Annotated in this window: 20 protein-coding genes and 1 other annotated feature; of the genes, 16 read left to right on the top strand and 4 right to left on the bottom strand. The window is 47.8% G+C overall.

Annotation, left to right across the window (positions count from 1 at the left end; translation table 11 throughout):
• Positions 1-2 precede the first annotated feature (2 nt).
• Positions 3-2,258: an FAD-dependent oxidoreductase gene (locus tag GUA98_RS00355; protein WP_153978256.1), complete on the top strand. Its 2,256-nt coding sequence runs from the start codon at positions 3-5 to the stop codon at positions 2,256-2,258.
• A gap of 236 nt (positions 2,259-2,494) precedes the next feature.
• On the opposite strand, the gene GUA98_RS00350 is transcribed toward GUA98_RS00355, so the two are convergent.
• Complete coding sequence (locus GUA98_RS00350; protein ID WP_153978257.1) at positions 2,495-3,085, bottom strand: biotin transporter BioY; 591 nt, start codon at positions 3,083-3,085, stop codon at positions 2,495-2,497.
• A 113-nt stretch (positions 3,086-3,198) separates the two neighbouring features.
• Between GUA98_RS00350 and GUA98_RS00345 the strand changes: the two genes are divergently transcribed.
• From GUA98_RS00345 to GUA98_RS00315, 7 genes are all read left to right on the top strand, one after another.
• Positions 3,199-4,044, top strand: a complete 846-nt coding sequence (locus GUA98_RS00345) for an energy-coupling factor ABC transporter ATP-binding protein (protein ID WP_153978258.1) — start codon at positions 3,199-3,201, stop codon at positions 4,042-4,044.
• Positions 4,041-5,771 carry an ATP-binding cassette domain-containing protein gene (locus GUA98_RS00340; protein ID WP_153978259.1) on the top strand — a complete coding sequence of 577 codons (1,731 nt, stop codon included), beginning with the start codon at positions 4,041-4,043 and terminating at the stop codon, positions 5,769-5,771. Before GUA98_RS00345 ends, GUA98_RS00340 begins: the two co-directional genes overlap by 4 nt.
• A gap of 143 nt (positions 5,772-5,914) precedes the next feature.
• A complete protein-coding gene (locus GUA98_RS00335; protein WP_153978260.1) occupies positions 5,915-6,208 on the top strand; it encodes a hypothetical protein in 294 nt (97 codons plus the stop codon).
• A 182-nt stretch (positions 6,209-6,390) separates the two neighbouring features.
• Positions 6,391-6,966, top strand: a complete 576-nt coding sequence (locus GUA98_RS00330; RefSeq protein ID WP_153978261.1) for a GNAT family N-acetyltransferase — start codon at positions 6,391-6,393, stop codon at positions 6,964-6,966.
• On the top strand, positions 6,963-7,313 hold the full coding sequence (locus tag GUA98_RS00325) for a VOC family protein (RefSeq protein ID WP_153978262.1): 351 nt from the start codon (positions 6,963-6,965) through the stop codon (positions 7,311-7,313). Before GUA98_RS00330 ends, GUA98_RS00325 begins: the two co-directional genes overlap by 4 nt.
• Positions 7,314-7,353: 40 nt before the next feature.
• The gene (locus GUA98_RS00320) at positions 7,354-7,905 is read left to right on the top strand and encodes a hypothetical protein (RefSeq protein ID WP_153978263.1); all 552 of its coding nucleotides are present in this window, start codon (positions 7,354-7,356) and stop codon (positions 7,903-7,905) included.
• Between the two features lie 27 nt (positions 7,906-7,932).
• The gene (locus GUA98_RS00315) at positions 7,933-8,214 is read left to right on the top strand and encodes a hypothetical protein (RefSeq protein ID WP_153978264.1); all 282 of its coding nucleotides are present in this window, start codon (positions 7,933-7,935) and stop codon (positions 8,212-8,214) included.
• Positions 8,215-8,271: 57 nt separating this feature from the next.
• Here GUA98_RS00315 and GUA98_RS00310 read toward each other — a convergent pair whose 3' ends face one another.
• Positions 8,272-9,819, bottom strand: a complete 1,548-nt coding sequence (locus GUA98_RS00310; RefSeq protein ID WP_153978265.1) for a sensor histidine kinase — start codon at positions 9,817-9,819, stop codon at positions 8,272-8,274.
• Positions 9,819-10,502 (bottom strand): response regulator transcription factor, encoded by a 684-nt coding sequence (locus GUA98_RS00305; protein ID WP_153978266.1) that lies wholly within the window; start codon positions 10,500-10,502, stop codon positions 9,819-9,821. The genes GUA98_RS00310 and GUA98_RS00305 overlap by 1 nt, the downstream gene beginning before the upstream one ends.
• Positions 10,503-10,698: 196 nt before the next feature.
• Between GUA98_RS00305 and GUA98_RS00300 the strand changes: the two genes are divergently transcribed.
• The 6 genes from GUA98_RS00300 to GUA98_RS00275 all read left to right on the top strand — a co-directional run bounded on the left by GUA98_RS00300 (position 10,699) and on the right by GUA98_RS00275 (position 17,806).
• Positions 10,699-12,948 (top strand): glycosyltransferase family 39 protein, encoded by a 2,250-nt coding sequence (locus GUA98_RS00300; RefSeq protein ID WP_415752987.1) that lies wholly within the window; start codon positions 10,699-10,701, stop codon positions 12,946-12,948.
• 46 nt (positions 12,949-12,994) lie between these two features.
• Positions 12,995-13,981, top strand: a complete 987-nt coding sequence (locus GUA98_RS00295; protein ID WP_153978267.1) for a glycosyltransferase family 2 protein — start codon at positions 12,995-12,997, stop codon at positions 13,979-13,981.
• A complete protein-coding gene (locus tag GUA98_RS00290; protein ID WP_193721711.1) occupies positions 13,974-14,411 on the top strand; it encodes a GtrA family protein in 438 nt (145 codons plus the stop codon). The genes GUA98_RS00295 and GUA98_RS00290 overlap by 8 nt, the downstream gene beginning before the upstream one ends.
• Before the next feature lies 1 nt (position 14,412).
• On the top strand, positions 14,413-15,285 hold the full coding sequence (galU, locus tag GUA98_RS00285; RefSeq protein WP_193721710.1) for a UTP--glucose-1-phosphate uridylyltransferase GalU: 873 nt from the start codon (positions 14,413-14,415) through the stop codon (positions 15,283-15,285).
• A gap of 184 nt (positions 15,286-15,469) precedes the next feature.
• Positions 15,470-15,740, top strand: a binding site (T-box leader).
• Positions 15,741-15,908: 168 nt separating this feature from the next.
• Positions 15,909-16,994, top strand: a complete 1,086-nt coding sequence (gene asd, locus GUA98_RS00280) for an aspartate-semialdehyde dehydrogenase (RefSeq protein WP_127535993.1) — start codon at positions 15,909-15,911, stop codon at positions 16,992-16,994.
• Positions 16,995-17,134: 140 nt separating this feature from the next.
• The gene (locus GUA98_RS00275) at positions 17,135-17,806 is read left to right on the top strand and encodes an SGNH/GDSL hydrolase family protein (RefSeq protein ID WP_193721709.1); all 672 of its coding nucleotides are present in this window, start codon (positions 17,135-17,137) and stop codon (positions 17,804-17,806) included.
• Between the two features lie 108 nt (positions 17,807-17,914).
• On the opposite strand, the gene GUA98_RS00270 is transcribed toward GUA98_RS00275, so the two are convergent.
• Positions 17,915-18,883 (bottom strand): bile acid:sodium symporter family protein, encoded by a 969-nt coding sequence (locus GUA98_RS00270; protein WP_153978271.1) that lies wholly within the window; start codon positions 18,881-18,883, stop codon positions 17,915-17,917.
• A gap of 142 nt (positions 18,884-19,025) precedes the next feature.
• On the opposite strand from GUA98_RS00270, the gene GUA98_RS00265 reads away from it, so the two are divergent.
• Together GUA98_RS00265 and GUA98_RS00260 are read left to right on the top strand one after the other, a co-directional pair.
• Positions 19,026-19,496, top strand: coding sequence for a DUF6376 family protein (locus tag GUA98_RS00265; protein WP_193721708.1), 471 nt, complete (start codon positions 19,026-19,028; stop codon positions 19,494-19,496).
• A gap of 447 nt (positions 19,497-19,943) precedes the next feature.
• Positions 19,944-20,741: a sulfite exporter TauE/SafE family protein gene (locus tag GUA98_RS00260; protein ID WP_153978273.1), complete on the top strand. Its 798-nt coding sequence runs from the start codon at positions 19,944-19,946 to the stop codon at positions 20,739-20,741.
• Positions 20,742-20,900 lie beyond the last annotated feature (159 nt).

Below are 20,900 nucleotides of genomic sequence, written 5' to 3'. Positions count from 1 at the left end.
ACATGAAAACGGAACAGATTACCAGTGACATAACGATTGTCGGGGCAGGGCTCTCGGGCATCTGTGCTGCCATCGCAGCCGCGAGACTGGGAAGTACGGTGTCCCTAATTAATAACCGGCCGGTGCTTGGCGGTAATTCAAGCAGTGAAGTAAGAGTGTGGGTTTGCGGAGCAACAGCACACGGAACGAATCGGTATGCCCGGGAGACGGGCATCATGGGCGAGCTGTTTCTGGAGAATCAGTACCGCAATCCGGAAGGCAATCCCTATTTATGGGACCTGGTTCTTATGGAAGCCGTTCGAGCAGAAGAGCGGATCAGCCTGTTTCTGAATACGGATGTACACGAGGTGGAAGCAGAAGGAACGGAGGAAGACCGCCAGATTCGATCGGTGACGGGGTGGATGATGGGATCGGAACGACGCATTCGCTTTGAAAGTCCGGTTTTTCTTGATTGTTCAGGAGACGGCTTAGTCGGATTTCTGGCAGGAGCTCGCTATCGTCTGGGCCGGGAGGCGGCACATGAATATGGAGAAGAGTGGGCGCCTGAGACGGCTGATCAGATAACGCTGGGAAGTACGCTGCTATTTTACACACAGGATGCCGGTAGACCTGTTCGTTTCGTGCCTCCGTCCTTTGCCAAAAACATTGAGGAAACGCCCATTCCAATCAAACGTGTCATTCGCAGTGGTGATTCGGGCTGTCACTATTGGTGGATCGAATGGGGTGGGGAGCTGGACACGGTTCACGAGAATGAACGGATTCGGGATGAGCTCTGGTCGGTCATTTATGGCATTTGGGATTATATTAAAAATTCAGGGCAGTTTGATGCAGAAACGATGACACTGGAGTGGGTGGGTTCCATTCCGGGGAAAAGGGAATATAGACGTTTTGTGGGAGATTATGTACTCAACCAAAATGATATTCTTGCTCAGGAGCCATTTGCCGACCGGATTGCATTTGGCGGCTGGTCCATTGATCTGCATCCACCGCAGGGCATGTACGCCGAAGCCAGCGGTTCCAAGCATATGCATGCCGACGGCATCTATCATATTCCTTATCGTTCACTGTACTCAGCGAATGTGTCGAACCTGCTCTTTGCGGGAAGAAATGTAAGTGCTTCACATGTGGCCTTCGGTACGACAAGAGTTATGGCTACCTGTGCAGTGATGGGTGAAGCAGCAGGAACGGCTGCTGCGCTCTGTGCAGCGAAAGGGGTATCGCCACAATTGATCCATAACCAGCATCTGGAGGAATTGCAGCAGACCCTGCTGCGACAGGATGCATCGGTCATCGGATTGCGAAATGAAGACAGGCAGGACCTTGCTCCAAAGGCTGTAGTCACTGCTTCAACAACGAGTAAGACCATTGCTATTGATCAACCGGCAGCGTCCTATCGTTTGGAGAGAGATATCGGAATTCTTTTTCCCGTTGATCCTTCGCTTCAGGGGATGGAGTTACTGATATCGGCAGAGGAAGACACAGAGCTGCAAGTAGAACTCTGGGATACAGGGCGGGAAGAGAACTACGTTCCAGCAAAACAGATTACCCAAGCGACCATTCGTGTAGCTAAGGGTGAAGAGCAATGGGTTCATGTCAGCATCCAATGGGAGCCTGCCCATTCGCAGAATGCATTTGTTGTTATCAAGCAGAATGACAGAATTAGACTCTATCAATCCAGTCAGCAAGTAACGGGTGTGTTGGCCTTTGAGAAGGGTGCTGCCCCGCACGCGGTCGCTTCCCTTGAGGATCACGATGAGTCTCAGCCCGTTGTTGCCTGGAGCATGAAGGCGCTGAACCGCAAGCCATTTTGTTTTAAAATGACAGGAACGACGGATGCCTATCTGCCGGAAAAAGTAATCGATGGCTATAAACGCCCTTATGGCGGTCCTCATTCCTGGATGTCTCTTCCTCTGAATGAGAACGAGAACGGGGAAGCCTGGGTGGAGCTGGAATGGGAGCATGGGGTGTCCATCCGTGAGATTCTTCTGACGTGGAATGATGATGTGAATGAAGATCTCATTAATTTGCATCATCACCGGACTCCGTTCGAGATCATTCCGGAGCTCGTAAAAGCGTACCGGATCGAGGCAGAGGTGGAAGGCAAATGGGTTCTGGTAGAATCCGTTAAGGACAATCGCAGGCGTACGAACCGTATTGCGTTGAAGCACTTTGTGCCAACAAGGAATTTACGAATCATTATTGAGGAGACAAATGGGGCTTCCTGTGCCGAGCTGATTGAAGTCCGTGTATATTCCTAAAAAAGGCAGCGCCGTTGGCGCTGCCCTTTCATTTTATATTGGTCTTGAATTGAATGGGTTTAAGCAGATTCGCTAACTGGTCGTTAGAACTGGGGAGCAAGAATCACCTTCATGATTCAATTCATTAGCTACGTTCCTGATTGAATTCAAAAAGTCGTGTCCTGCGCGGATGTAAGTACCTACATGCACGAAGAAAATACTTTTTAACTTGAACAACTTTTTATATTATGTGTTCCTTAGGATTCAGCCTTCACAATGGTCGAATTCAGATTACCTGTCAGTCGCTGCGGTGGAAATACCATACGAACTGGCGCGATAATGATCGCAGCAAAGATTGCTTTGATCAGATCTCCGATAATGTAAGGATAGAAACCTTGAATCATCGCTTCCGGAAGAGACATTTTATAGGCATAAGCCAGCCAAGGTACGCCCGAAACATAGATCAGCAGCGATCCGAACAGTTCAAACACGACAAATGCCAGTACATAACCGCCGATTCCTCTCAGCTTGATTCGAGCCAGCAGCAATCCAATGAGCAGGGCGGCGAAAGGCCACATGATGACGTATCCGCCGGTAGGACCGAGGAGTACGGCGAGGCCGCCGGCCCCGTGCAGAAGCGGAAAACCCAGAGCAGTCAAAATAACGACCAGAGCAATACTCAGAAAACCGTATAACGGGCCAAGTAAACCTCCTGCAAGCATGACGGCAAGCGTCTGCAGCGTAATAGGGACGGGTGAGAAACCGATGGGAATACTTATGTAACCAAAAAGAACAAGTATAGCTGCCATGAGTGCACTGAATACAATACCCCGCAAAGATAACTTCATGATTGAACAATCCTTTCGATTTTGGTAATCTTATTGTTAACCAAAACAGGAAACGGTGGTTAACGATTTGGATCGTACCACAAAAGAAGCAAAAGGGAAAGGACCAAATTTCGATGCAGGACGTTATACCTTTAATTAAACTGGAACAAGCACGGGTTCATTATGCGGCCGAATCCGGCCAAGTTCGCAAAGCGGTCGATGGTGTTTCCCTGAACGTAAATCCCGGGGAATGGATTAGTATTGTGGGAGCCAATGGCAGCGGGAAAAGTACACTGGCCGCAGTGCTGATCGGCTTCACACAACTATCAGGCGGAACAAGACAGGCCGCTCCTGAGCTTGCCGTTCGCGGAGTGCTTCAGCAGCCTGATGCGCAGGTGCTTGGAGATACGATTGAGGAAGAATTTCATTTCAGTCTATCGCCGTTCGTTGATTCCGTAGAGGAACAATTACGGCGTAGAGAAGACGCTTTACATATGGTTGGCCTTCCATATTCCCCGGACACAGCTATATCTCGTCTGTCTGGCGGCCAAAAGCAGCTGCTCAATATTGCGGTAGCCTTGGCCTCGAAGCCTGATGTTCTCGTTCTGGATGAACCTACAGCCATGCTGGATCCGGGAGCGAGAGAGCGGATTGAATCCATTGTGGAATCTGTCGTCCGGCAAGGAACTGCAGTTGTCTGGATTACACATCACTTGGAAGAAGCGACTTTAAGCAATCGAATTATGGCTATGGAACAAGGACAATGTATATATGATGGGGTACCATCATCATTTTTCTATGGAAGTACGGTCGGGACTCCCCCGGCAACCATGGCTGATGGACGTACACCCTGTGAGCAACTGAGACTGGACCCACCCTTTACAGTAAAAACAGCTCTCCTTCTCAAACAGCAAGGTTATCTGGATCATAACGCCACACCACTCCGTCCAGAACAACTGGTGAAGGAGGTCGCCCGATGAATATTGGACTGGATCACTTAACCGTAGAAGCACCTGAATCCGGAACGAGGGCACTTTTGCAGGACCTTTCCATCCAGTTTAACAGCGGTGAAATAACCCTGTTATTAGGCTGCACAGGATCGGGTAAAACCACTTTATTACAGACCATAGCAGGTCTCAAACCACCAAGTGCTGGTCACATTGCATTGAACGGTGAACCCTTCTGGCAAAATGGCAAGGTACCTCGGTCTATTTTGCTGCAGATGGGATTGGTGTTCCAGTTTCCCGAGCAGCAGCTGTTTGCCCGAAGCATTCAAAGGGAATTCTCGTACTCGCTTCGCCCGTACCCACTATCAGATGAACAAAAGAAACGCCAGATGACCAAGTCGCTTATCCAATGGGATCCGCCAACGGATCCAGATGAGATGAAGCAGCGCTTCAATCCGGATCGATCTCCTTTTGCGCTTAGCGGGGGTGAACGAAGAAGACTCGGCCTCGCACTCGGGACGGCCACGAAGCCTGAGTGGCTGCTGCTTGATGAACCGAGCGCCGGATTGGAAGCGCAGAGCGTTTTGCTTCTGCTTGATGTGCTTAAACGGCACCGGGAGGCAGGTAAGGGAGCCATTGTGGCCACGCACGACCTCGATACATTTTTGCCAATTGCGGATCGTGTTCTTTTGCTGCGAGAAGGGCAGTTGATTGCGGATCTTACACCGAGAGAACTTCATATGCAGCCTGAGCTGCTGGAGGAGGCGGAGATCGGGTTGCCGCCTTCCATGCGACTTGCCCAGCAGTTCAGAGCAGCTGGTATGGAATTGCCCACGGCATTAACGCCAGAGGAGATGGCTGCAAGTATTGCTCAGTCCTCATTTACTGCGTCGGATAAGCTTCACCAGCAGGTGAGGCAGACAAGTGTGCAAGAGACAAGTGAAGCGAGCCAGCAAGAGTCGGCAAGAATGGAGCGTACCATTGAAGCTCAAGAGGCGGTTCCACCCAATGACCTCTACCGTAACATGGACCCGCGTCTGAAATGGCTGCTGTATATTCTGCTCGTAACGGCAGCAATGCTGCAGCACCGCTGGATTGGGTTATCCCTCACACTGGTACCAGTCGTTTTGGCGCTAAGTATATTGCCCCGTCAGACTCTAGCAGGCTGCGTGAAGTTAATGAAGCCCTTATTGCTGTTCTTCATCATATCTACAGCGTTATCCGGGACCACGCTTAATACAGAGGCAGGGAGTCTACGCTTCGGTTTTTCCTTGCTACAGGCGGAGGCAACACTCCTGAATGTGTATCGTTTGTTTATCGTTACTTTGGCGAGTCTCTGGTTTTCGCTAACCACGCCGTATGGCCGAATGGTAGAAGGGCTAAACTGGGTGCTGGGCATAGGTAAAAAAATCAGGCTGCCTGTTGCTTCGTTTGCACTTGCCGTTTCATTGATCTTCCGGTTTATCCCGATGATCTGGAGCGAGTGGCAGCGCTTCTCCCTAATTGTTCGATCACGTGGTAAAGCTGCCCTGAAACCCAATACGGTTCGGGTCCGGGACATCGGACCAATGGTTATCCCCTTATTCATGTCGTTATTGCAGCGAGCCGAAGATATGACGATTGCTATGGAGATGCGGAAAGTGCGGGAAAATCCCATGCTTGGCGTACGTTCTACCCTGTTGGTATGGTCCAAAAGGGATACGATCATCTGCTGTATTGGACTTATTGTATTTGTTTTGTTTATATCGATACGTAAGTGATGACGAGAGAGCAAAGCGCAGATTTATTCTATGAATCAAGGCATGAAACGCAGTGTTTTCCAGGGATGATGCATAAATGGTAAGCTTTTCGCTCAAAATAGACGTGCTTTGGATACCTCAAGGCGGATATGGAGGGACGAACGATGAAGGACAAATTTTTGCACGAAGAACGGCGCGAATATACCGATCTGTCAACGGTGGAGTCGCAGCGGAATGATCTCGCACTGGAGGAGTTTCCGGAAGGACCTTACGGCTCATCGTTACTGTCAGAATCACTTGGAAAAAGTACGCCGTGGCGAGTGGATCAGCGATCCGCACATCGGTTTGACTATGAGAACCATGAGCTTCATGAAGGGGAAGTACGGGATTATCCAGGTCAGGATGTCTTCGACGAATCGGTCCCTGATCGCGTGACGAAGCCCCAATATTCCGAATAATCAGAGCGGTTCATCGTATACAATAATAAATCACAGTCTCCTGGCAGTATGATCTGCTTGGGGACTGTTTGGCGTTCATTTCAGTGAAAAAGAATCTACCACTCATTCCACAATTTGGGTTATCATAGGTTTAGTTCAACAGATGGTGAGTACAAGAACGGACGGGAAATGGGGATGAAGAAATGAGAGAGATTGACTATAGTCAGTACTTTTGGCAGGACGAACAGATTAGGCTGCGTGCTCTGCGCGAGGAAGATTGGGAAGCACATTATTATAATCGGTTTGATACACCTGCTCGACGTCTGCTCGAATGCGCAGTGGAACTGCCGCCGACGTCTGCCGAGGCCAAACATTTTACAGAAAGCTTCTCCAATTTCTCCAGTACACATGGACGCATCATGTTCTCCATTGAGGATTGGCATGGAGAGTACCTTGGGGGCGCTAACATAAACAGTATAGATGAGCGGAACGGCACATTTAGCATTGGGATTCAAGTGGATCGTGATCATCGGGGCAAAGGGGTTGGAACGCGAGCCGTTCGCATTCTGCTGAAGTATGCCTTTTTCGAGAGAAGACTGAATAAATTCAATGATAGTGTCCTTGAAGGGAACGAGCCTTCAGCTGCTATGATGAGAAAGCTGGGTTGCGTTCAGGAAGGCGTACGGCGCAAGGTTATCTATACGAACGGCAGGTACCATGACATGATCCTTTTCGGATTAACCAAGGACGAGTTCATGGAGAAGGAGGGAATGGTATGAGCCCGATATTAAATCAGATCGGTACCGTGTTTATTCCCGTCCGTGACATTGAGCGCGCACGAGATTGGTATTGTGACATCTTGGGTTTACCAGCGGATGGCGAGATCCTGTTTGGCCACTTATATATCATTCCAATGAACGGAACACGCATTGTACTGGACAGCAAAATTTATGCCGAAGAGCATACGTTCAAAACGCCTGCATTCCATTTTGATACGGAAAATATTGAGGAAGCCTATGCGTTTATGCAATCCAAGGATGTTCATATAACGACACCCATTGAGCATGATCATTGGTTTAACTTTCAGGATCTGGATGGAAACCTGTTAATGGTGTGCAAGTGTTAGCTCGTGAAATGAATAGAAGGCAAGGTGTAAAAGGGGTAGCATGAAGAAAATAATCTGGATAACCACCACCAGCCTGCTTGTGCTGATGATTGTAGGTCTCAGCCTTTTCTGGAATCGGATCTTCGGGTATCCAACCTTGGACCAGGCTGTCCAATCCAACTGGAAGACACCGGTGAAGATTGTGAATGTGGATCTGGAGAATCAGTTGGTTCTTTATCTGGACGAAACACAGTATGTATTCGCAGCCTATGAGCAGAAGCGTGGGAGATTTCATATAAATGCGGACAGCGAGTCGGGTTGGACGGCCAGTTCAGATCATGGTCCTGCGTTCCTCGTTGTGGCGGAGCCCAAAAACAATAGTGGGAATTTCATGTGGGGTGCCTTATATTCCGACATCTCCATTGCCAAGTTCCAAATTAAATATATCAATGGAGAGACCCACGATGTAAAAGCAATAAATAATACATTTATCATAAAAATGCCAGTAGCCTATCAAAACGAATCGGAGCTTAGCCTCATGGAGACGTTCGACAATATCCATGCCATTGATGCCAATCATCAGGTGATCCAGTCATGGAAACCGGAGAGTTAGAGTGGGATAGGGATGGTGGGAGATTAGATGACACTTAGTAAGAAACGATCAAGAAGGATACTCATCAATGAAGAGACATTCCGGTGGGGAATTTCACCTGATAGTGGCTATATGGTTTTCGTTGCAGAGCATGAATTTATTCAGGGACGAAAACTTGAAGTATACGTCGATAATATGACAATGAAGATTATACAACCTAGACATGTAAGGCGTTTCATTGTGCAAGCAATCGAAGCTGGTTGGGAATATAAGTTGGCCGGAAAGCCGACTGTGTTTGACTTGAAAAATGATCGGATAATCGTAAGATAATTCAAAGAAATAACCCTTTCACAGTCCCTAAAGAGCTGGAAAGGGTTATTGGTCATGCTAATGATCGAAATTTGCCTCAGATAAGTCAGACAAAGGCAATAAAATGGTAAAGGTTGTTCCGCTGCCTAACTTGCTGTTCACCGCAATACTTCCGCCATGCGCTTCCACAATGGAATGTGTAATGGCCAGACCAAGGCCGGCGCCGCCTTCCTTTCTGGAACGGGAAGAGCTGGTCCGGTAAAAGCGTTCAAAAATATGGGGAAGATGTTCCGGTTCAATCCCGGTGCCGTTGTCTTGTACGGTCAGTTCGGCCTTGTTATGAACAGCATATAGCGCCACAGTAATGGAACCGGATTCCGGGTGCGTATGCTGCACCGCATTGTGGAACAAATTGAGAATCACCTGCTTCAGCTTGTGCGGCTCAGCCATTATGGATAACCCGGCAGTCAGGTCGAAGTGTACATGGCGTTCCCGTGCCATCATGTTTAGCTGGGGCTGCATCTCCATCAGCAAATGATCCAGTTGAACAATCTCCTGCTCTTGCTTCGGAGCTTGATCTAGCTTGGTTAGCATAAGCAAATCTTCAACCAGTTTGTTAATTCGAACAGACTCCCCATACATGCTGTCCAGTGCCCTGTACAGTTGTTCATGATTGGACGCTGCGCCCCGCTGGAGAACTTCAATGAATCCGTGGATGGACGTCAATGGAGTCCGCAGTTCATGGGAAGCATCGGACAGGAAACGCTGCATCTGTTCCTTCGATTCACGTTCCGCTTCAAATGATTGCTCGAGTCTTTCGAGCATGCCGTTGAACGACTGCGCGAGCTGATCCACTTCCTGTTGACCCTGGGTGGCGGGAAGACGTTCTGCCAAGCTGCCAGCATCGATCCGCTGGACGGTATCGACCATACTGGATAGCGGAATCAGTGTGCGGCGGAGCGTTTTGGTATAGAGAATGAGACCCGCCACCATCGCCAGAATGGATAACATGATGAAGATGAGCAGCTGTTTAACCATGAGATCTCTTATCGGTTTCGTGGGGGTACCCATCTGAACCATGGTGAAATCCCGATTGCGCGGACCGGGCGAGGCAAAAACGATTAATTGCTCACTGCCTGTACGATCCGTCACGATCTGGTATGGAGCATGTCGTTTGTCCAATAATTGGTCCGTGATTGTTTTGTATTCAGCGGCAGTGAGTTGGGGAGCTGCCAGACCGTCTTCTTTACCGAAGATATCCTCGAATGTGCCATTTTGATCGAATAGGGCAAGTGAACGATCGGGAATGTAGAGCATCCTGTTACCCGACACGCGTGCATCCGTGCCTGCCTGTCCGGCAAATGGGTTGTTGAATGACTCATTCCGCGAGGATAAGCCGAGCCAGACAGGAGGCATGGACATCATCTGCTCTTCCATCGTTTTCGCCTGATTGCGATACAGAAAGCTCTCCATAATCCAGAACTGAAAAATGCCAATTAACAAAAATAAGGCTGCAAGAATAAACAGAGAACGTGCGAGCAGCTGAGAACGGAGCGAACGGGGCCAGATCAACCGCTGCAATTGTCCCAGAAGAGATTTGGTGGTTGGCTTCTTCGTATGACTCATCAGAGATCCACTCGATATCCAACACCTCGAAGAGTGCGAATGAGTTTGTGCTCTTTATCCCCAAGTTTGTCACGCAGTGATCGTATATAGACCTCGACAATATTTTCTTCTCCGCCAAAATCATACCCCCACACACGACTAAGAATGGTCGCCTTGCTTAGCACGATACCGTGGTTCAGCACAATGAACTTCAATAATTCATATTCGGTAGGGGACAACTCAAGAATCTGATCATGATAGGTAATCTCCTTGCGCTGATCGTCGATTCGGAAAGGACCATGTGTTACGGCCCCAATGAGCAATGGAAACTGATTACGCAGTCTTGCCTGAATCCGGGCGAGCAGCTCATCGAAGGCAAAGGGCTTGATCATATAATCATCAGCACCAAGCCACAGACCTTTAACACGGTTCTCGACTTCGTCCTTTGCTGTGAGCATGATGACTCCCATCTGGGCTCCAGTCTTGCGCAGACGTTCAACCACCTCGAATCCATCCATTTCCGGCATCATGACGTCCAATATGGCCATATGCGGACGGAACTCAAGTGCGAGTTCTAGCGCTGCAGCGCCATCCGGAGCCGTGCGTACATCGAAGCCCTCATTACTCAATCCAAGCTCCAAAAATTGCAAAATATGTGGTTCATCATCCGCCAAAAGGATTTTTATCCCTGTACTTAACTTCATAAGCGGGCATGCCTCCCTGTTAAATCCATCTATTGAATGCCTCAAAAAGCTGAGGGCTTTATGTTGTATTATCGCTTGCCAAGCTGAAAATTAGCTGAAAGGATTGGAACTTATCCTCAGTTAACATTCAGCGGGGACTCATCCCATTTTTATTTTGGCATGTCACAATACAATCATGAAGAAAGAGAAGGAGTGATTGACATTGAAACATGCCAAACGAAGGATTGATCTGGTCCTTCTGCCGATTGTCATATTGGCGGCAATTTTGAATGGATACGGGATTTGGAACGATCAATATGCCAATTCCTACTATACGACCGCCGTAGGGAGCATGCTGAGAAATTTCCACAATTTCTTCTATGCATCCCTTGATTCAGCTGGCTCCGTAACGGTAGATAAACCACCCGTCGTGTTTTGGATTCAGACGGCTTTTGCCTATGTTTTCGGATTGCATGGTTGGAGTGTTATTTTGCCGCAAGTGTTAGCGGGAATCGGTTCGGTACTGATCATTTATTTCATGGTTAAACCAACCTTTGGACTTGCTGCGGCACGTATTGCTGCTCTGGCCATGGCTACGGTTCCGGTTGTGGCGGCCGTAAGCCGTACCAACAATATTGACAGCATGCTGGTGTTTACACTTTTGCTCGGTTCCTGGTTTTTGTTCAATGGCACCAAGCAGGGCAGTCCGTGGCGGATTCTCGTAGCATTTGGCCTTATTGGACTGGCTTTTAACATGAAAATGCTTCAGGCCTACATGATTCTTCCGGCATTTTATATCTTCTATCTGCTTGCATTCCAGGCGAAATGGAGAAAGAAGATCCTTCTGCTTATTGGCAGTACCGCCGTACTGGCAGTGGTTTCCCTATCCTGGGCAGTGACAGTCGATTCTATACCGGAGAGTCAGCGGCCTTACATAGGAAGCAGCGAAACCAATTCGGTGCTGGAGCTTGCTTTTGGCTATAACGGTCTATCCCGTCTTACAGGTCAGCAGAACAGAACACCTGGCGCAGGCATGCCTAATATGGCAGATGATAGAAACCGTGACGATGCTTCAGCAGCAGCCTCGGATTCTGATTCATCAGACAACTCCGTTGCTGCAGGCAACCCATCCAGCGACGATTCAACGCGTGAGATGGGCCCAATGAACGGAATGAATTTCCCGCAAGGCGGTCAGATGCCGAATGGTGCTGAAATGCCAAACGGAAGAAATTTCGGCGGCAATGGTGGCGGAATGGGTGGCATGTTCGGCACAGGGGAGAAGGGTGTGCTTCGATTGTTCCAGACTGAGCTGTCCGGGCAGGCAAGTTGGCTTCTGCCAACGGTACTGCTGGGATGCGTTGCACTCTTTGCGGGGCTCAGACGGAGAAATATTACGATGAAACATAAGGAAGCTGCGTTTTGGCTGATCTGGTTGCTTCCGGTTGCAGCATTCTTCAGTGTGGCTGGTTTCTTCCACCAATATTATCTGATCATGCTCGCCCCGCCAATTGCAGCTTTGACCGGAGCCGGATTTGTAGCCATGTGGCAGGCTTATCGAGAGCGTAACGGCTGGCAAGCCTGGCTGCTTCCTCTTGCCGTTCTGCTTACGACGATCTTCGGCTGGTATATCATGCAGGTCTATGATGACACCATCGGTGCAGGCTGGTCGATCAGCGAACTCATTGCAGGTATTGCGATCACGCTCATCTTAATCGTTATGCTCCATCGTTCACACCAATGGAAGCAGGGAATTATCGTGGCAGGGTTTATGGTTATGCTTATTGGTCCAGTCTATTGGGCATTCACGCCAATTACCTACGGCGGTAACAGCATGATTCCTGCAGCAGGTCCTCCGGGTTCGAATGGAATGTTCGGCGGCATGGGCATGGCTATGGGAGGCAGACAAGGTGATCGAGATAGCGCGATGACTCCACCTAATACTGCAAGTAATACGGATCCAGCCTTACCTGGTGCTTCTGGCAGCGGAGATGCTGATGATAATTCAAGTACAGGAACACCTCCGGAATTTGGTGGAAACATGTTTGGCGGTGGTGGCATAGGAGCGGCTGGCGGACCAGGCGGAGCCGGAAACAGAAACGAAGGAGTAGATACAACAACACTGAATTATCTCAGAGAAAATAACACAGGAGAGACCTATCTTTTTGCAACGACAGATTATAACCAGGCAGCCCCATACATCATTGATGAGAACGAGGCTGTCATTACACTTGGAGGCTTCTCCGGTTCTGATCCGGTGTATACCACCGAGGAACTGGAAGAGCTCGTGAGGAGCGGACAAGTGAAATACTTCATGGTTGGCGGCATGGGCGGCCGAGGAGGCAATTCGGATATCAGCAGTTGGATCATGGAACATGGTACCGAAATTCCGACGTCAGAGTGGATGACAGGTACGGATAGCGGAGCTGGCTTCGGCGGACAGAGCACCCTATACGAAGTGAAGTTATAGAGATGGTCAAGTGGAACAACCGAAATTGAAAAGGGAGGGAACGAATATGGCCCAAAAGTGCCGTTACAGCATCATTATTCCGATGTACAACGAAGAGGCAGTCATTGAAGAAACCTATCGACGTGTGAAAAAGGTAATGGGCAGTACGGGAGAAACTTATGAACTGCTGTTTGTCAACGACGGTAGTGTCGACCGAAGTGCGCAGATGATCCGTGACTATGCACGTTGGGATGAAAGTGTAAAATTAATTGATTTTGCACGCAACTTCGGTCACCAGATCGCGATTACCGCAGGGATGGATTATGCAGCAGGTGATGCAGTAGTCATTATTGATGCGGACCTTCAGGACCCTCCCGAACTGATACTGGACATGATTGCCAAATGGAAAGAGGGCTATGATGTAGTGTATGCCCGCCGGACCAGACGAAGCGGGGAGACCCGCTTCAAGAAATGGTCTGCAAGCATGTTTTACCGCATACTCCGGGCATCAACCGATACGGATATTCCGGTGGATACAGGAGATTTTCGCTTAATCGATCGCAAAGTGTGCGATGAGATGAAACGTCTACCGGAAAAAAATCGATTCGTCCGTGGTTTGGTCAGTTGGGTTGGATTCAGACAAACAGCGATCGAATATGAACGGGATGAGCGTCTGGCAGGTGAGACCAAATATCCCCTGAAACGCATGCTGAAGCTGAGCCTGGATGGTATTACTTCCTTCTCGTATAAACCGCTCAAGCTTGCGGGTTACTTGGGAGCTATCCTCTCCTTAGGCGGATTCATCTACATGCTCAGCGTGATCATTTCTGCGATTTTTACCGATTCAACGATCAAAGGCTGGCCATCCATCGTCAGCATCATGCTGATATTTAATGGATTTATTCTCATTATGCTGGGCATTCTTGGGGAATACATTGGCCGCATCTATGATGAAACTAAGGCGAGACCCTTATACATTGTGCGTGACGTGTATCAATCGGAGAGTCAGACCGCACAAGTGCGGATGACAGGCAGAGTTGCTCACCATGATTAATCGATTGGCCACATTGATCAAATTTGGGATCGTGGGTGTGATGAATACGGCGGTGGATGCATTGGTGTTTACCATGCTTGACGCCCTGGGCACACCCGCGCTGATTGCCCAGGTCATTTCCTATAGCTGCGGCGTCTTGAACAGTTATTGGTGGAACGGACGATGGACATTTAGGGATGCACGAAGACAAGGTGCAAATAATGAATTGATGCGCTTTGTGATTACTAATTTGATCGTTCTCGCCTTGTCATCCTTAATACTGTTTCTCTCGGATAATATACTTGGCTTAACTCTGGTCATAAGCAAAGCAGCTGCAACCCTCTTGGGCATGATCCTGAACTATATCGCCAGTCGATATTGGGTTTTCCGTGCTGTGTCCGCGACAGCGGCCTATCCGAGTACAGATGCGAACGAAAGGAGTGTTTCATGATATGAGAATCAAAAAGGCAGTTATTCCGGCAGCCGGACTCGGAACACGCTTCCTGCCGGCAACCAAGGCTCAGCCGAAAGAAATGCTGCCCATTGTGGATAAACCCGCCATTCAATATATTGTTGAAGAAGCGGTACAATCGGGCATTGAAAACATTATCATTGTGACCGGACGCAACAAAAAATCGATCGAGGATCATTTTGACAAATCGGTGGAACTGGAGCACACCCTCTATGCCAAAGGCAAACAGGATTTGCTCGAACAGGTGCAGGCGATAAGTGATATGGCAAGCATTCATTTTATCCGTCAAAAAGAGCCACTGGGTCTTGGACATGCCATCGGATGCGCGCGTCAGTTTATGGGGGAGGATCCGTTCGCTGTGCTGCTGGGGGATGATATTATGGTGTCCGATCCGCCTGCACTTGCACAGATGATTCATTTGTATGAAAAAACCGGCAGTCAGGTCGTAGGAGTACGTCAAGTGCAGCCGGATGATGTAAGCAAATATGGAATTATTGATTCAGCGGGTGCGGAAGATCGGGTTCACCGAATTACGAATCTGGTGGAAAAGCCCTCAATGAAGGAGGCACCATCAAGAACGGCGGTAATGGGGCGTTATATTCTGAAACCATCGATATTTCCCATATTGGATCGGATCGAGAGAGGCGCAGGAGGAGAATATCAACTAACCGATGCGTTAAAAGAAGTGAGTCAGTTGGAGGAGCTGCTCGCTCTTGAGCTTGAGGGCCGCCGCTACGATATTGGCAATCAGTTCGGTTACATTCAGGCTATTTTGGAAATCGGACTTATGCGCAAGGAGCTGCAGCCGGTACTGACCCCATACCTCAAACAGCTCGCAACGCAGTGGGGATGAATTGCATAATGTTTAGGTGCATTAGTTAATAAGGTATAATATAGTATCTGAGTATAATGCAGTCTTGTCCTTCTGGTAATGAATGCTTTTGTCACTAAAACGTAGTAAATAAATATCCATTTGCAGCAAATTATAAAAAATATGTTTACTTCGCAATGGTAACTTTGATATTATAATCGCAATATCAAATGCGACGAAGAGACGAGTAAATAAAAGTATTCTTTCTCAGAGAGCCCCGGCAGCTGAAAAGGGGTAAAGAATTTTTATTGAATAAAGACTCAGAGCAGCACATCGGAACTTGCATATAGGGGATGGTGTGACAGGAGCTCCTGTTACAGAGCGGAGTATAGGCTGTTACAACTGATTAACAGTTGTATCCTTAACTCTAAGAGGCTGATATGGCGACATATGGGCGAATCTGGGTGGTACCACGAGTGTTCAATCTCGTCCCTGAGACTTCTGTCTTGGGGGTGGGATTTTTTTGGTTTTTCCGGGGTGCTCGCAACACGCTTTGGAATTACTTGAATAGTGTTTACTAAGGGAAGAATCATGAAGTCCCATCAACCGATGCAGGAATGAAAATAGCTATTATCGAACTCACACCGAAAGGAAATGATGATTATATGACAGCAAAATTGAAAGTCGGTATTGTCGGAGGAACAGGAATGGTAGGCCAGCGTTTTGTGGACCTGCTGGATGGCCATCCATGGTTTGAAGTAACAGCCATTTCAGCAAGTGCCAACTCTGCAGGTAAAACATACGAAGAATCCGTTCAGGGCAGATGGAAACTTGCAGTTCCTATCCCGGAAGCTGTGAAACAAATCGTTGTACAGGATGCCTCCCAGGTTGAAGCATTTGCCAGCCAGGTTGATTTTATCTTCTGTGCCGTAGATATGAAAAAGAATGAGATCCAAGCGCTTGAAGAAGCTTATGCCAAAACAGGCACTCCGGTTGTTTCCAACAACTCGGCTCATCGCTGGACTGCCGATGTACCTATGGTTATTCCAGAGATCAACCCAGGACACCTGGAAGTGATTGAAGCACAGCGTAAACGTCTGGGGACCAAAACTGGTTTCATCGCAGTTAAACCAAACTGCTCCATTCAGAGCTATGTACCTGCACTGCATGCGCTTCGTGAGTTCAACCCGACTCAAGTGGTTGCTTCCACGTATCAAGCCATTTCAGGAGCAGGCAAAAACTTCACGGATTGGCCTGAAATGCTGGATAATGTCATTCCATACATTGGTGGCGAAGAAGAGAAGAGTGAACAAGAGCCACTTCGCATCTGGGGAAGCGTACAAAACAACGAGATTGTGAAAGCATCGTCTCCACTCATCACGACGCAATGTATCCGTGTTCCGGTAACGGATGGGCATCTGGCTACGGTATTTGTCAACTTTGAGAAAAAACCTTCCAAAGATGAAATTCTGGAGCGTTGGTTGCAATTCAAAGGGCGTCCGCAAGAGCTGGAATTGCCAAGTGCACCGAAACAGTTTATTACGTATTTCGAGGAAGAAAACAGACCGCAAACGAAGCTTGATCGTGACATTGAACGCGGAATGGGCGTATCCACGGGAAGACTGCGCGAAGACTCGCTCTATGATTATAAATTCGTGGGATTGTCCCACAACACGCTCCGCGGAGCAGCAGGCGGTGCGGTTCTGATCGCGGAATTGCTTAAAGCTGAAGGATATATTCAACCGAAATAAACAATGTAAAAGTAAGTGTTAAAGATAAAGGCACCATCACATGCTGATGGTGTTTTTATTACACCCATCGGGAAAAAATGAAGATCCAAAGCCAGACAGGTTATGCGGACATATTTTAATGGGAAAAGAGGGATTTGGGTATGTTGCTGCAATCTGAGCGATATAAAGGACAAAAGGCAGTCTTTCTAGGAGATAGCATTACTTATGGTTATGGGCTGAGCGAAGGGGAGCATCCATATCCAGAGCTTGTCAGTAGAGCATTAGGTTTTCGATCCTATGAGAATCATGGAATCTCGGGGAGTAGTGTAGTCGATGGGGGGCTTGAGCCCATGTGCAATCGAATCGAACAACTGAATGCTTATGCAGATATCATTTTCTTTATGGGAGGAAGAAATGATTTTTCCAGCGGTACGACTGCATTTGGTAACATCAACACTTCCCCGAGCTCGACAGATACATTTTATGGGGCACTTAAGCATGTTGCAGAGGGCTTGATCCAGCGCTACCCGACCAAGCTGATTGTCTTTTTGACTCCTCCGCATGGATCAAGTACAGCTGTACCTGAATATTTGCCCAATCCGGTGACCGGACGAGTATATTCAGAGTATATTGCTGCGATCAAAGAGGTAGCATCATTGTACTCCATTCCAGTGTGTGATCTGTGGAACATTGCGGGTATACAGCCTTTATTGAAGGTACATAAAAATTTATATTTTACTGGCGAAAACGGTGTGCCTGACGGGCTTCATCCCAACCAGGCTGGACATTCGAGATTGGCGGCAAGAATCGTGGGCTTCCTTAATACGTTGTAACTTTAACTAAGAAGCGTCTTATGATTTATGTAGCTAATAAAAAAACAGCACGTACTCCATTTTTGATATTGGAGCGTTGCTGTTTTTTTATAGCAAACATTGCAAATGTTAGGCTGCAGACGTTTTGTCTGCATTTTGCAGCAGTTGTGACCGCCTTCCAAGCAGATAACCTGTCAGGGAAGCCAGCATTTGCTGAAATACCATCCCGAGAACAACCGGGACAGCAACGGGAGGTGGGAAATAGGATACGGCAAGCACCGCTCCTGCGCTGATATTGCGCATGCCTCCATTAAATACGAGCGCCACCTGGTCAGCCTCATTCCAACCCAGCAATCTTGCAATGAAATAACTGAGTGCATAGCCTAAGGAAGCCAGGAAAATGATGATTGCCGCCAGACCAGCCAGTCTCCAGTTGAAATCGGCCAGATAAGGAGCAACAACCGATCCGTTGATAGCGACCACTACCGCCATAAACAACTTGGAAAATGGATTCAGTCTTGGGCCCCATACCGGTACAATGGCTCCCTTGGTCCATTCATTCAGCAGCATGCCCACCAACGAAGGCACGACGATCATCCAAAACAGACTGCTCATGATCGCTCCCATATCCAGCGTAACGCTGGTGCCGATCAGGAGTGAAAGAACACCCGGAACGACGAATGGGGCCAGCATGGTATCAATCAAGATGATGGATAGCGTCAGTGCAATATTGCCACGGTAAATGCTAACCCAGATGAAGCTGCTTACACCAGTCGGAATTACGGCTGCCAGAACCAATCCGGTTATCGTATAAGCGTCCATCGGAAAAACCAGATGCCCCATACCGAGTGCGATCAAAGGCATCGCCAAATGTAATATGAACAGACAAACAAACAGAGGAAAAGGCTTTTTCAAAACATTCAGAAAATCCCTGAACCCTAGACTGATACTTCCTGCAAACGTCATAAATGCAAAAAGCCAAGGTGACAAAAAGGTGTACGAAGAAAGAAAGCTTCCGCAAAGTACGCCAATGATAATGCTGGTTGGAGTAATCAGTGGCATGATGCGGTTTAAGCGCTGATTCAAAGCCTGAAGCATAGTCAAGACATCCCTTTACCGTGTGATTCTTCCATTATACATGTTCAATCCGATGAGTGCAGACCGATTTGCATTCGGGTATCCGGAACAGCTATCATTCAATTAAGTAAATAACTTCTGATACAAGGAAGGGAAGATGCTCATGATTTTACGTAAACGAAGGCAAACACTGATCATGACAGGCTTTATTGCTGCAAGTATTTTTGTCATCTCGGCTTGTTCTGTTGTGGAGCAGGCAAACGAAAGTTTAAACTATGTTAGCGGAGCAACGGACTATATCGAGCAAATATCCAGTGCTGGCGCAGAGCTCCAACAGCTCGCAACGGATGCCGCCAACAATCCACAGATCACCGAGCAGATTCAAACCAAGATTGATCAGATTCAAGCGGAGGCTAGTGAATTCTCCCAGCTTACGGCTCCGGCCATCGGTGAGAGCATCCATGAAAATTTGGTCAGTTATAACAATCAGTTAACCGAAGTTGTGGGTCAATTCGAGACCACCATAGCAGAGCAAGGTTTTACTGCGGAAAACTGGGAAAAGACCGGAATCCCGGATCTGATCAATAATATCAACAATCTAAAAGATCCGTTGAGCGGACTAGGAAATGAATGAGCCAAATTTCAAATATGAAGTAAAAAAGGTGCCAAACGATGTAATTCGTTTAGCACCTTTTTATATTTGTACATGCTGGAGTATACGATTTCACTTGCTATCAGGGTTTACTGCTTATCGAGCCAGCGGAAAACGTGGTACAATGAGCAGGAATGTCTTTTATCATTTTGTGGTGTCATACACAATGCGTACACCGAGAGAGCAGTAGCTTTCTTCCTTATAATTGCACTGGCTGCACGTCTTGGTGGCGCAGAGCGAATCATTGCATACATGCAATTTTTCGTTGCAGTGAGGACATTTATTTTCAAAAAGAGTCTTGAACAGATTAAGCATGCTTAATCACTCATTTCTGATTAATTTACTTGGTTTTTATTATAGCCGATAAATATCGCTGCGTATACAGTTTTTTGACAAGGTTTTTCAAGCGCAAGAAAGGAAGAATTACCGATGGATGTTCTGCTTTTTATCATCATGTTTATACTGGGTCTGGTCGGTTCCTTCTTTTCCGGTTTACTGGGGATTGGTGGAGCTATTATTAACTACCCCATGCTGCTGTACGTTCCCTCTCTAATGGGTATTGACCCTTTTACTGCACATGAGGTTTCCTCCATTAGCATGTTCCAGGTATTCTTTTCCTCGTTGGCAGGTGTAGTCGCATTTCAGAGAAAGAAGAGGAAGGCCGGGGTCGGGCATGCTTTGGTGAATAGGACGCTTGTTGCATACATGGGCATCAGTATTCTCATCGGCAGCTTGATTGGAGGCATCCTATCCAGTCATCTGGATGGAGATGTCATTAACCTGATTTACGGCATATTGGCAGTTATCGCGATTGTCCTCATGTTGATTCCGGGAAGAGGTACAGACGATGCTTCAGATGTTGTGGAATTTAACCGATGGATTGCGGCAGGTTCGGCTCTGGCCGTGGGCGTTGTATCGGGAATTGTTGGCGCAGGCGGTGCTTTTATTCTGATTCCGATCATGCTGACGGTGCTTCGTATTCCTACGAGAACGACGATCGCCTCGTCCCTGGCCATCGTGTTTATATCCGCGATTGGTGGAGTCATCGGGAAAGTCAGTGGTGGAAGCATTCCGATTGAGCCAGTCATCTACACCGTTATAGGGAGTCTGATAGGGGCATCACTCGGCTCGAGGGTCAGTTCAATGATTAATGTGAATGTGCTTCGCTATGGTTTAATTGTTCTTATTGCCGTTACTGCCGTTAAAGTGTGGGCTTCTATTCTATAAAAACAAGGATCAGTGGATTGTCCATGACGATTACGTAACCAAACGGTTCAAGCGCCGTATAAAGGTTATGAACATGAGCTGGCGAATTTGATACAGCATGAATTCACAACAGTTTTCGTCCATGGAGCATCCTCAATCTCCTCTCATGGATACATGTTT

It is taken from the genome of Paenibacillus sp. P13VS (genome assembly GCF_015143645.1).
In the GTDB taxonomy this organism is placed as follows: domain Bacteria; phylum Bacillota; class Bacilli; order Paenibacillales; family Paenibacillaceae; genus Paenibacillus; species Paenibacillus xylanilyticus_A.
This window is presented reverse-complemented; position numbering and strand designations above follow the sequence as displayed.

Bases quoted from the DNA above. Each gene is read 5' to 3' on its own strand.
- GUA98_RS00265 (WP_193721708.1), top strand. From the start codon at position 19,026: ATGATTTTACGTAAACGAAGGCAAACACTGATCATGACAGGCTTTATT.
- GUA98_RS00355 (WP_153978256.1), top strand. From the start codon at position 3: ATGAAAACGGAACAGATTACCAGTGACATAACGATTGTCGGGGCAGGG.
- GUA98_RS00270 (WP_153978271.1), bottom strand. From the start codon at position 18,883: ATGCTTCAGGCTTTGAATCAGCGCTTAAACCGCATCATGCCACTGATT.
- GUA98_RS00345 (WP_153978258.1), top strand. From the start codon at position 3,199: ATGCAGGACGTTATACCTTTAATTAAACTGGAACAAGCACGGGTTCAT.
- GUA98_RS00320 (WP_153978263.1), top strand. From the start codon at position 7,354: ATGAAGAAAATAATCTGGATAACCACCACCAGCCTGCTTGTGCTGATG.
- GUA98_RS00315 (WP_153978264.1), top strand. From the start codon at position 7,933: ATGACACTTAGTAAGAAACGATCAAGAAGGATACTCATCAATGAAGAG.
- GUA98_RS00335 (WP_153978260.1), top strand. From the start codon at position 5,915: ATGAAGGACAAATTTTTGCACGAAGAACGGCGCGAATATACCGATCTG.
- GUA98_RS00325 (WP_153978262.1), top strand. From the start codon at position 6,963: ATGAGCCCGATATTAAATCAGATCGGTACCGTGTTTATTCCCGTCCGT.
- GUA98_RS00350 (WP_153978257.1), bottom strand. From the start codon at position 3,085: ATGAAGTTATCTTTGCGGGGTATTGTATTCAGTGCACTCATGGCAGCT.
- GUA98_RS00310 (WP_153978265.1), bottom strand. From the start codon at position 9,819: ATGAGTCATACGAAGAAGCCAACCACCAAATCTCTTCTGGGACAATTG.
- GUA98_RS00290 (WP_193721711.1), top strand. From the start codon at position 13,974: ATGATTAATCGATTGGCCACATTGATCAAATTTGGGATCGTGGGTGTG.
- galU (WP_193721710.1), top strand. From the start codon at position 14,413: ATGAGAATCAAAAAGGCAGTTATTCCGGCAGCCGGACTCGGAACACGC.
- GUA98_RS00260 (WP_153978273.1), top strand. From the start codon at position 19,944: ATGGATGTTCTGCTTTTTATCATCATGTTTATACTGGGTCTGGTCGGT.
- GUA98_RS00340 (WP_153978259.1), top strand. From the start codon at position 4,041: ATGAATATTGGACTGGATCACTTAACCGTAGAAGCACCTGAATCCGGA.
- GUA98_RS00275 (WP_193721709.1), top strand. From the start codon at position 17,135: ATGTTGCTGCAATCTGAGCGATATAAAGGACAAAAGGCAGTCTTTCTA.
- GUA98_RS00330 (WP_153978261.1), top strand. From the start codon at position 6,391: ATGAGAGAGATTGACTATAGTCAGTACTTTTGGCAGGACGAACAGATT.
- GUA98_RS00295 (WP_153978267.1), top strand. From the start codon at position 12,995: ATGGCCCAAAAGTGCCGTTACAGCATCATTATTCCGATGTACAACGAA.
- asd (WP_127535993.1), top strand. From the start codon at position 15,909: ATGACAGCAAAATTGAAAGTCGGTATTGTCGGAGGAACAGGAATGGTA.
- GUA98_RS00305 (WP_153978266.1), bottom strand. From the start codon at position 10,502: ATGAAGTTAAGTACAGGGATAAAAATCCTTTTGGCGGATGATGAACCA.